Origin of the sequence: Proteus mirabilis ATCC 29906 (genome assembly GCF_000160755.1) — a bacterium.
Lineage (GTDB): Bacteria > Pseudomonadota > Gammaproteobacteria > Enterobacterales > Enterobacteriaceae > Proteus > Proteus mirabilis.
In genome coordinates this window covers 37,959-46,729 of sequence record NZ_GG668580.1, presented here as the reverse complement: position 1 = coordinate 46,729, position 8,771 = coordinate 37,959, and the positions used below count along the sequence as shown (strand labels likewise).

At 38.8% G+C, this 8,771-nt stretch carries 14 protein-coding genes and 2 pseudogenes; 3 read left to right on the top strand and 13 right to left on the bottom strand.

Annotated features, from left to right (window positions below; all coding sequences use genetic code 11):
• The 8 genes and pseudogenes from HMPREF0693_RS13445 to kil form a co-directional block, all read right to left on the bottom strand.
• Nucleotides 1-319, bottom strand: a pseudogene (locus HMPREF0693_RS13445) (SAM-dependent methyltransferase); the annotation flags it as partial.
• 687 nt (nucleotides 320-1,006) lie between these two features.
• The gene (locus HMPREF0693_RS13435; protein WP_004246005.1) at nucleotides 1,007-1,513 is read right to left on the bottom strand and encodes a hypothetical protein; all 507 of its coding nucleotides are present in this window, start codon (nucleotides 1,511-1,513) and stop codon (nucleotides 1,007-1,009) included.
• Between the two features lie 35 nt (nucleotides 1,514-1,548).
• Complete coding sequence (locus HMPREF0693_RS13430) at nucleotides 1,549-1,875, bottom strand: hypothetical protein (protein ID WP_036932464.1); 327 nt, start codon at nucleotides 1,873-1,875, stop codon at nucleotides 1,549-1,551.
• A gap of 33 nt (nucleotides 1,876-1,908) precedes the next feature.
• Nucleotides 1,909-2,247, bottom strand: a complete 339-nt coding sequence (locus HMPREF0693_RS13425) for a hypothetical protein (RefSeq protein ID WP_004246003.1) — start codon at nucleotides 2,245-2,247, stop codon at nucleotides 1,909-1,911.
• Between the two features lie 32 nt (nucleotides 2,248-2,279).
• The gene (gene recT / locus HMPREF0693_RS13420; protein WP_004246002.1) at nucleotides 2,280-3,083 is read right to left on the bottom strand and encodes a recombination protein RecT; all 804 of its coding nucleotides are present in this window, start codon (nucleotides 3,081-3,083) and stop codon (nucleotides 2,280-2,282) included.
• A complete protein-coding gene (locus HMPREF0693_RS13415) occupies nucleotides 3,076-3,894 on the bottom strand; it encodes a PD-(D/E)XK nuclease-like domain-containing protein (protein ID WP_004246000.1) in 819 nt (272 codons plus the stop codon). Before HMPREF0693_RS13415 ends, recT begins: the two co-directional genes overlap by 8 nt.
• Nucleotides 3,891-4,145 (bottom strand): hypothetical protein, encoded by a 255-nt coding sequence (locus tag HMPREF0693_RS13410; RefSeq protein ID WP_004245998.1) that lies wholly within the window; start codon nucleotides 4,143-4,145, stop codon nucleotides 3,891-3,893. The genes HMPREF0693_RS13415 and HMPREF0693_RS13410 overlap by 4 nt, the downstream gene beginning before the upstream one ends.
• 127 nt (nucleotides 4,146-4,272) lie before the next feature.
• Nucleotides 4,273-4,455, bottom strand: a complete 183-nt coding sequence (kil, locus tag HMPREF0693_RS13405) for a host cell division inhibitory peptide Kil (protein WP_004245997.1) — start codon at nucleotides 4,453-4,455, stop codon at nucleotides 4,273-4,275.
• 343 nt (nucleotides 4,456-4,798) lie between these two features.
• Between kil and HMPREF0693_RS13400 the strand changes: the two genes are divergently transcribed.
• A complete protein-coding gene (locus HMPREF0693_RS13400; RefSeq protein WP_004245996.1) occupies nucleotides 4,799-5,080 on the top strand; it encodes a hypothetical protein in 282 nt (93 codons plus the stop codon).
• Here HMPREF0693_RS13400 and HMPREF0693_RS13395 read toward each other — a convergent pair.
• The 5 genes from HMPREF0693_RS13395 to HMPREF0693_RS13375 all read right to left on the bottom strand — a co-directional run bounded on the left by HMPREF0693_RS13395 (nucleotide 5,052) and on the right by HMPREF0693_RS13375 (nucleotide 8,160).
• Complete coding sequence (locus HMPREF0693_RS13395; protein WP_004245995.1) at nucleotides 5,052-5,288, bottom strand: hypothetical protein; 237 nt, start codon at nucleotides 5,286-5,288, stop codon at nucleotides 5,052-5,054. The two genes, HMPREF0693_RS13400 and HMPREF0693_RS13395, sit on opposite strands and share 29 nt — an antisense overlap.
• A 14-nt stretch (nucleotides 5,289-5,302) precedes the next feature.
• A complete protein-coding gene (locus tag HMPREF0693_RS13390; protein ID WP_004245994.1) occupies nucleotides 5,303-5,620 on the bottom strand; it encodes a transcriptional antitermination N peptide in 318 nt (105 codons plus the stop codon).
• Between the two features lie 747 nt (nucleotides 5,621-6,367).
• On the bottom strand, nucleotides 6,368-6,889 hold the full coding sequence (locus HMPREF0693_RS13385) for a hypothetical protein (RefSeq protein ID WP_004245992.1): 522 nt from the start codon (nucleotides 6,887-6,889) through the stop codon (nucleotides 6,368-6,370).
• Between the two features lie 237 nt (nucleotides 6,890-7,126).
• Nucleotides 7,127-7,468 (bottom strand): DUF3024 domain-containing protein, encoded by a 342-nt coding sequence (locus HMPREF0693_RS13380; RefSeq protein WP_004245991.1) that lies wholly within the window; start codon nucleotides 7,466-7,468, stop codon nucleotides 7,127-7,129.
• Between the two features lie 8 nt (nucleotides 7,469-7,476).
• Nucleotides 7,477-8,160: a LexA family protein gene (locus tag HMPREF0693_RS13375; RefSeq protein ID WP_004245990.1), complete on the bottom strand. Its 684-nt coding sequence runs from the start codon at nucleotides 8,158-8,160 to the stop codon at nucleotides 7,477-7,479.
• Between the two features lie 82 nt (nucleotides 8,161-8,242).
• On the opposite strand from HMPREF0693_RS13375, the gene HMPREF0693_RS13370 reads away from it, so the two are divergent.
• The gene (locus HMPREF0693_RS13370) at nucleotides 8,243-8,452 is read left to right on the top strand and encodes a helix-turn-helix transcriptional regulator (RefSeq protein WP_004245989.1); all 210 of its coding nucleotides are present in this window, start codon (nucleotides 8,243-8,245) and stop codon (nucleotides 8,450-8,452) included.
• 145 nt (nucleotides 8,453-8,597) lie between these two features.
• Nucleotides 8,598-8,771, top strand: a pseudogene (locus HMPREF0693_RS19585) (helix-turn-helix domain-containing protein); the annotation flags it as partial.

The following is an 8,771-nucleotide window of genomic DNA, read 5'->3' as shown; positions in this document are numbered from 1 at the left end:
TACTCTAAATGCTTCACTAAACCCTTTACTTAAATCTTCTCTCCATGATTCTTTATTTAACGAACCGTATTTTTTTAAACATCCAGCTATTTTTGCCAACCCTAATTAAATGAGGAGGGTCAAATAGCACCTGATAAAAGGTATTATCTGGTAATGGAAGGTTTTTAAAATCAGAAATAATATCTGGTGTTATATTTAAAATTCTCCCGTCACATAAAATATGTTCTTCGGCTCTAATATCATTAAATAAAACGCGGTCGTCTTGTTTATCAAAATAAAACATGCGAGAGCCACAACACATATCAAGTATTGGCTTCATTGTATCCTCTGAATTTTAGGTATAAAAAACCCTGCTAGTGCAGGGAATTATTTATTTAATATATTATTTGATTTTCTTTTTGCCCTTTTTGATACTTTTCCATTGTAATGAAATAACAAAATGAAAATTATAAAAGAAACTATAGATATGTACTCATTGAAATACGCTATAAGAAAAATCATTCCGAAAAAAGGAGATAGAAATGATATTAATTTAATAATAGCAAAAAATCTGTATTGAAATATTATTAGAATTTCAGTCTTATCGATCTCATCGCTAGCCGATATAAATAACTGGAATAGTGAAAATGAGTTTACTGAAAGAGAAATTGCAAAAAAAAACATAGATATAATTATTTCTACATGTGATGCCAAACTAACAGCAGCTGTATTAACACTAAGTAATCCTATAAAAAAAGTAGCAGAAATTAGCGAGAGAGATGCTGATGATATAAAGTAAAAATTATACTTATTCCTTCTATGTAATTCATCTGATAGCATATGTATGTCATACTTACCATATGATGTGTGTGAGAATAGTTTACGATAAGCTCTTTTTTGTCTTTTTTTCATAATCCAATTGATATTTTTATTTGCCGTGTTCAAGACTTTACTTCTTTATGTATTTAAACTCAATCACCCATACCCACGGGTTAGATGACCAACTTCCATCTCCATATATTTCTTCCTATAAAGTAGGAAATTGATCGCTAGGTGTAATAGCCTTATCGGGAACTCCACCTCCACGCCCATACCAATAACCTTCAGATTTAGCATCATCGTTACTGATATCATTCAGTCGCTCAACACGAATGTTGGTGATTTCTAACGTAATGCGCGAATATTTACGAGGCATGTGTATAGATGGCGTCCACTTAATTTCTTCATACCATCCTTCTTCTAAATCAGATGGTTTATGTGTAGCTTTATATGCAATTGTTGATTCAGTGCATACTCCAGCTTTAAATGCCTCACGAACATAAAGGCGATCACCAATTTTACCTAGGGGGCACAAATTATGTTTTGTAGCATCCAATATATGTGTAGTTGTGCCACTTCTTGTTTTGGTCGGTTTCTTTAGCCATATTCCATTATCAGGTATTACATTTTTAACGATGCGACGAGTTTGAGTTTTACGCCCATCTAAAATAGCGCGCACCATTTCTGCATTAAAAATAATTCCATGCTCTTTCATATTCACTCCTCTTCATTGCATCCCTGCGAGTTAAATTAAGCTGTCCGTAGCTTTTCAATTTCTGGATATAACTCACGAGTTATTTTTAACGCCCGCTCGGTGCTTACTGCGCCTTCCATTTGTTTATTAAACCAAGCGTTAATATCTCCAGTATTGCTTTTCATCTCTTCGTAAAACTCTGAGTCAATCCACTGGAATATGCTTTGCGCCCACAAGTGAGCCTCTTTGGAATTATTTTCTGAAAGGTAATGCTCAATCACTAAAAGTAATAAATTTAGTCTGTGTAACTCCCACTCATATACGTGACCTCTAGCTACTTCTTGTTGAAGTGCGTTAATCTCTTCTTTGAGTTTATCTGTCATATCTATCTCCTGTTTGCATCCTTGCACTGAGTCCTAATTCCAATTAGAGATTTCTTCTTCGATTAAGTCATCTATTTCGTCGTTAGTAGCTTCTTCGTTGAGAAACAAACGTGCTTCGGTAATGTACTTCTCTCGGTTCTCGTCAAAGAACTTTGAAAATTCAGGTGACCATCCATGGCGTTTACCATCAAAATCAACGTGAGCATTACCCTCTGCCATGTTTAGAATCATCATGTCAGCAGTAATAACGCCACATTCACGACAAAATCCTTTCAAGTCGCGTTTTCTGAAATAAGGTGAAACCTTAGAATCACAAACACTCTTGAATCGTTGCTTCCATCTCTGAATGCAACGACCGTGTAAACTTTTCATGGTTATATCCTTTGGTTAAACGGGTAGGGTAGTTAGGCTCTTTGGCTAACTTCTTCGAACTCGCCTTCAAATACTGAGGCGTTTTCCTGATCGACATTAGCCTCTGCTTTTTCATCAAGAATTACCGCCTTCTGCATTTCGATAGAAACAGGCAGGTATTTAAAAAGACGACGGATAACGGTTTTCTTCGCCATTTCTTCCCAGTGAGAAACCCAAGGCCCATTTTGACCAGCCTTGCTTGATGCTCTGACTTTCTCAATTTGGTTATGCGTCATAACTTCAAACTGGACACCGCCATCTTTCAGCCTTGCGACAGCGTAAACGTGTGTAATTGGTGAGTCCTCATTTTCACCCGGCACGTGCGTTAAGTTTTCATTCAGTCCATACTCAAAGTGGAAACTATCGCCTTGCCTTACCGTTCTGGCTGAAATGCTGATTATTTGATTTGAGCGACGGGCTAGATCAATCATTCCTCGATAACCAATAATTAACTGCACATTTGATTGTCCTGACTTGGATTTTCCATTTCCAAACGGGAGCAGGTATGCATGACCAAGTGCGTTACCCGGCTCCAATCCCAATTGTGAACACTGCACAACAGCTCCGATAAAACTTTGCATATCACAGTTGGCTAATTCTGGTGTTTTTCTGATTTCCGTTGACACTATTCGGATCATTCTATCCGGCGTCATATGACGAGGAAGTGCGGCTGCTAGCTGAGCTTTCATACTTGGTTTATTGATACACTCAACCAACAACTGATCTTTGGTTTTTTCTTTTACCTTTGTACCTTGTGTTTTTTGCAAGTCAGCTTGAGCTAATGGTGGGTTACTCATCCCTTAATTCCTTAGCCCAGTAGGGCAGTGATAATGTGCGTATGCCTGCCCATTCGTCCGTTTTTAGGCATTCTGCATACGTTCTTAAATTTTGTTTGTAGGTTGTCCGACCAATATCTTTTGCTTGTTGGTCTAAATTGAAAACTCTAACGGGGTATCTACCGCAGTCGATAGTCGTGCTTACAACAAGAAAGACAAAGACAGGAGCTTCGCCTGTTAATGATTTATATCCATCTGAATAAAAAGAGTCCTGTACGTGGTAACGATATTCGTACATGGAGCGATCGAATCGCTGAATATCGGCAGAGCTTTTTACATCAATAATCCAGTGGTGCTCTTGAATGAGTTTATCTGGCCTGCAACGACAAAGAATATCCGTATCTTCATCATTCCAATAAATGCTACTTTCAGCTACTCCGTTAGCTTCTAAGCACCATCTTGCGATAGGGTGCGCCATTGCACTATCTCTCATGAGCATTAACTTCCTGTTATCGTCATGAGTAATAGGTGTGATACCTTCCTTTTCACACATTTCGAGAAATTCCTTTTCCTCTTGCTTCCCTGCGTTTGTTCTACGATTTACATCAGGGCCTATCTTGTATCGCTTACTGTATTCATCTGGTTCTAACAAAAGACAATGGATAGCAGTCCCGAAATCCAATGCCTTTATTTTTTCTTCATCAACAGGAGCTTCCTTGCTCCAAATATATTCGGCTGGCATTTCGCTTATTAAATCCAACTGAGATTTACTGATCCCTAATCCATGGTGATAGTCCTCATTTGAAATGTCGTAATAGATACCGGGCTTCATCCTAAAACCTCTTTATCTATCCCGATCTGAATAGCTGTTCTAATTCCGGCTAAAACCGCATCCAGTGCTTGGGGACTAATTTCAAATACAGGATTTAACTTCCTTGCTAAATCCATACATAACAGTTCTTCGGGCAGGCTATCCATAACCTCATCAACTGATATTTTATCTTCCTGAGAATTAACAAACGCTTCTCGTTCCATTTGGCGTTCGTACCAGTCGTTTCTGAGTCCGTATGTATTCGTTAACATAGAGCCTCCTTAGGTAAACGCGCGCTCCTTGCGTGTGTTAATTTCATGCTGAATGAGGTTTGTGCGCTCCATAGACACTTTCATTTTCCATTGAAAAACTAAGTCGTCGATTTGCTCATTTGTCATTTCAGACTCTCGCAATAGTGCGAATATCTGATGTTTTATGTGTTTCTGCTTTGCGTTCATGCTGTACTCCGTATGCTGTTTTTAATGTTTCGTTTGCTTCGCTCCATCCGTCCTCGTCCGTGAGAAATAAAGCAATTCCAGCTTTACTTTGGGCTACACGTAATTTGTATTTATCAATATTCATGCTTACCTCTGGATGTGCGAAATCTGCGCTAATCTTGCGATAGCGATTGTTATTTGGTTTCTCTGGTGTTGGTGCGGTAGGTTAATTACCTGATGCGCTCAGGCTAGCAAGCCAGCTTACATAAATCCTCCGGTTCAAACGGTGCTTTTTGTTAGGCGAGACCGATTTATCGCCTTTGGTTTATTGGTCTAAAAAAGTTATCTCACCACAGCCCACAGAATGGACTGTAATTAGTTAACTGCGCCTGCTTTTAACCACGTCAGGCGAGGTGGTTCCTCACTTTCCACAGTCAAGGAAAATTGATATATTGGTTATTCCACAGTCAATATAAGGAATGATTTAAATGGCTATGTTTATAGTGAGAGTAGAATTACCTGATGCTAATTATTCAGACTATCAGGCTCTATATGATTTAATGGAAAGCTACGGATTTTCAAAGCAAATAACTGGTGATAATGGTGTAGTATACGATCTCCCTGATGCTGAATATTACTGCAATGGAGATTATGATATTGAAGCCGTAAGTAGCACAGCCTTCCAAGTAGCCCAATCAGTTAGAGCTAATGCTAAAGTTCTTGTAACTGAAGCTGAAAGAATTAGATGGACGGGGCTTGTTTACTACTAAAGTCACAACCAATAGAACCACTACCACACATTTCAGGTTTTGGTTTTTCGCTCTCCAAGGTCACAAATGCCTTTCTAACTCTATGACCTAATTCCAAAATATCATCACGAGTTAATTTAAAATTGCGTCGATAACTATCAACTAGCAAGGTTGATAGAACCGAACGAGCCGATTCTTGAGACGCTTCTGTTAAATCTTCAAATTTCATCTTACTTCTCCTATTTATCTCGCCGTCACCCCGAACTCACTGCTCGGCTGTTTTGTTTTAACTCCTGAAAATACTGCTACATTAGGTAAGCAACAGTTATCTACCGATGGTTTGAATTTAGGTTCAATATTTCTAGTAACTGGTATGTGACTTAATGACAGTGTTTTTTCTACTGATGTAAGTCTTTTCTCTTGAGGGAATACTGATTCTAATTTCAATTCAATATTCTTTTTTGCAATAGCTTCTGCTTTCCGTCTGGCGTGACGTCTATTTGCAGATGCTCCGCGTAAAAACTCAGGCTTGCGTGATTTTTTAACTGTAATAGTTGCCATATATCCTCCAAACAGTTGGCTTTAGTGAGCGCAGGGATCGAAACCATGTTATTTCTGTTTATACATGGGATAGTTTCCATGTCGGGGCAAATCTCTCTATGGTGGGAGTGAATACCCTGCACTCATTAAAACCTTCTGAGAAGGTTGACGCTTTATCAGCGTCACCGTTCTGATGACTAATACACAGCTAGTCATCATCGTTGTTAAAGAACATCAACGTGCTGTGTTCCGTTGATGTGATTAAATGTATACGATAAGTAGACGCATGTAAATACTAAATGTAGACATTTTTACAATAAATGAGTCAACTATCTGTATTTTCAGATAATTTATTTTCAAATAAATCTCAGATTGGAACTCAGATCACTTCTTTGGAGGGGAGGGGGTACAAAAAAGCCCTCGCGGAGAGGGCTGGGGTTATTTATTTCTTAGTTCTGACAGGAAAAGACCAACACTTATAGCCATAGGCGTGAGCATCTAACACTTTTCTCTCGGAATCAGGTGTTCCTGCCTTTGCTCTTGTCTTTCTATATCTGCATTTACACCAACGGTATCCTGCAGGTAATTCAGGGGTACTAATAGTTTTTAATTCCATTTTTACATCTCACCTCAGGCGGACGCTTCCCTGAGGACTTGATTTAATGTCGGAGATCCACTATTGTACTTGTGTGTTAAGTAAGTACGGTCGTGGGGTCCTGACATCTCCGATCTGAGCGTTATCCCCGGCAAGGGATTATGCTCAAATTTTTATTGAGGCCGAACGTAAACCTTCAGAATTGAGGAGATGCGTTCGGCTTCTTCGCTTGTAAGGTCTGTCGGAATACCGCTTATAGTAACTGTTGTTCCAGATTCAGGGCGAATAACTACGGGTAGAGAATAAGATGAAGGTTGGTCATTCTTAGGCTCTACTTCAGGCGCTTCTTTAGCCAATTCTTTTTCCTCTTCTTGGCGATTTGAAATAGGATTGTAGGGAATATCCTCATTAGCCTGAAAAGCTTTGAATTTATTAATTGCGCTCTCCATACGGCTTTTATAAGCTTTAATGCTGGTATCGTTAGGTTTCGGCTCTGTTATTTCGATGTAGCGCTCTGCTAGAACATTTAAATCAAGCTTAGTTACATCCCCCATCTCTTCTTCTTTAACTACCGTTAGGAGGCGAGCAGATGAGTTTTTCAAGTTACGAGCAGTAGCCTCCTTCATTATGTTCAGCGACATAAGCGATTCAAGGAAATCCTTAAATGCTTGAACGCTTAATTCTTGGTTATTCATGCTAATCTCTCTAAGTTATTGATGCAGATCGAATTCTAACCAGACTAGTGAAGATTTGCAAGACTTAATCTTAATGAATCTTTGATTTAGGTAATCTGAAAACTATTGCTGTACATGAACCCAGTAAAAATAGATTGGATGTCAATTGTATTAATTAAAAAAAGGCCGCATTTCTGCGACCTTAAGCTATTTAGATGTATTTTGTTGTGCGATATACCCACACCCTAAAACGTGTCGTCATCCAAAGAAGCAGCCTCGCACATCATCTTCAACGAGCCTAATGGCGTCAGAGAAACTACCTAGCATTATTTCATCGTAGTTGTGCCAGTTACTATTTTTATCCATCCAAAGCAGAGACCATGAATTCGAATATCTATTATGTGTGATTTTTGCTATAGGTTCTTCTACTCTGCCATCACTCCATATTAGTTGCCTAATTTCAAAGATAATTACTGAGTCGTCCTCGATGCGATACTGTAAATCTAATTCATCCCTTAGGTGTTCTGCTGGGCGACGCTTTTCCATGAAAAATTCCATACACCGTCTAATATTTGCTATCTCAATATTGCTAAACGCCATATTTCCTCCTAAAACGTGTCGTCAGGCCATTGTGATTTGATTACCTTACCTATGATTGTGCAATTCCCGTTAATAGGGATCAGATCGAAGCGAGGGTTTAATGGCTCTAGATACTCAATTCCACCATCTCTAATCAATCGTTTGAATGTGAATTCATCATTCAGTAAACGCGCGACGCAAAAATCTCCGAACTCAACTTCTTCCTCTGGATCAACCAAGATAAGCATTCCTTCAGGAAAACTTGGCTTTCCTCCTGGTGGCGCTGTCATTGATTGGCCTTCAACCTCTAACCAAAAAGCGCGCTCACTGGCTTTCTTAGCTGTAGGTATCCACGACACAGCATCTTTCTGAGTATATGAGTTAAATTCTGTTGAGAAAGCGCCAGCCTGTACCTTCGTGAATAGAGGGTATTGGTAAATTGGTGGTTGATGATTAATATCTTCTTTTTCGATGCTAATCGAACCATCTGAATTAATAACTGCATTATTCACGCCAACAAACGCCAGTATTCCCGCTATATCATGCAGAGATGGCTCTCTTTTGCCGGTCATCCAATGACCAACGGCACCTTTCGAAACCGAAAAGCGCTCAGCTAAATCATCATAAGTAATGCCTTTTTCCTTCATTAAGGATTTGGCTAGTTCGTACCATTTCATTTTCATACCAGCATTATACGTTATGTATACAAACATGTTGACACACAAAATGTATACTTTTATGTTGAGTTATAGGATACTTTATGTATACTAGCATCATTGTAATAAGGAGGTTCTGATGAACAACATAAGTCGCTATAGAAAAAAATTGGGAATCACCCAAAACGACTTAGCAAAAGAGCTTGGATGTACAAAAGGAAATGTCAGTCATTATGAAAACGGTAGACGTAAGGCTGACTTAGATGTTTGTAGAAAGCTCGTTGATTTCTTTAATAAAAAAGGTGTGAAAGTCACAATTGATGACTTGTTTCCACCTAAAGTTGCTTGATTTCACCACGTTCTTTAACAATCGCAGGGTTCTTGACTGCTACGGAGTCGCTGATAAAGCGACAACTCTTCCCCCAATATCAACTCATACGGAATGAGTCACGGATCATTATTGTCCCTTAGTTAACTCATAAGGACTTTAAACAATGGAATGCGCAAATACACGCAAACAATTCAATCAATTTATCTCTAACCACCTAATAGCTTCAGCATTACAAGCATTGAGAAATAAAACTCAGTCTGCCGTGGCTAGAACGTTAGGTGTTCATGATTCAACTATCCTACGTCGAACTGAAAAATATCCTGAAATATGCGAAACG

What these genes read in the sequence shown, in the direction of transcription:
- HMPREF0693_RS13370 (WP_004245989.1), top strand. Translation starts at nt 8,243, where the DNA reads ATGAACAACATAAGTCGCTATAGAAAAAAATTGGGAATCACCCAAAAC.
- HMPREF0693_RS13410 (WP_004245998.1), bottom strand. Translation starts at nt 4,145, where the DNA reads ATGTTAACGAATACATACGGACTCAGAAACGACTGGTACGAACGCCAA.
- HMPREF0693_RS13385 (WP_004245992.1), bottom strand. Translation starts at nt 6,889, where the DNA reads ATGAATAACCAAGAATTAAGCGTTCAAGCATTTAAGGATTTCCTTGAA.
- HMPREF0693_RS13425 (WP_004246003.1), bottom strand. Translation starts at nt 2,247, where the DNA reads ATGAAAAGTTTACACGGTCGTTGCATTCAGAGATGGAAGCAACGATTC.
- HMPREF0693_RS13400 (WP_004245996.1), top strand. Translation starts at nt 4,799, where the DNA reads ATGGCTATGTTTATAGTGAGAGTAGAATTACCTGATGCTAATTATTCA.
- HMPREF0693_RS13415 (WP_004246000.1), bottom strand. Translation starts at nt 3,894, where the DNA reads ATGAAGCCCGGTATCTATTACGACATTTCAAATGAGGACTATCACCAT.
- HMPREF0693_RS13395 (WP_004245995.1), bottom strand. Translation starts at nt 5,288, where the DNA reads ATGAAATTTGAAGATTTAACAGAAGCGTCTCAAGAATCGGCTCGTTCG.
- kil (WP_004245997.1), bottom strand. Translation starts at nt 4,455, where the DNA reads ATGAATATTGATAAATACAAATTACGTGTAGCCCAAAGTAAAGCTGGA.
- HMPREF0693_RS13390 (WP_004245994.1), bottom strand. Translation starts at nt 5,620, where the DNA reads ATGGCAACTATTACAGTTAAAAAATCACGCAAGCCTGAGTTTTTACGC.
- HMPREF0693_RS13380 (WP_004245991.1), bottom strand. Translation starts at nt 7,468, where the DNA reads ATGGCGTTTAGCAATATTGAGATAGCAAATATTAGACGGTGTATGGAA.
- recT (WP_004246002.1), bottom strand. Translation starts at nt 3,083, where the DNA reads ATGAGTAACCCACCATTAGCTCAAGCTGACTTGCAAAAAACACAAGGT.
- HMPREF0693_RS13430 (WP_036932464.1), bottom strand. Translation starts at nt 1,875, where the DNA reads ATGACAGATAAACTCAAAGAAGAGATTAACGCACTTCAACAAGAAGTA.
- HMPREF0693_RS13435 (WP_004246005.1), bottom strand. Translation starts at nt 1,513, where the DNA reads ATGAAAGAGCATGGAATTATTTTTAATGCAGAAATGGTGCGCGCTATT.
- HMPREF0693_RS13375 (WP_004245990.1), bottom strand. Translation starts at nt 8,160, where the DNA reads ATGTTTGTATACATAACGTATAATGCTGGTATGAAAATGAAATGGTAC.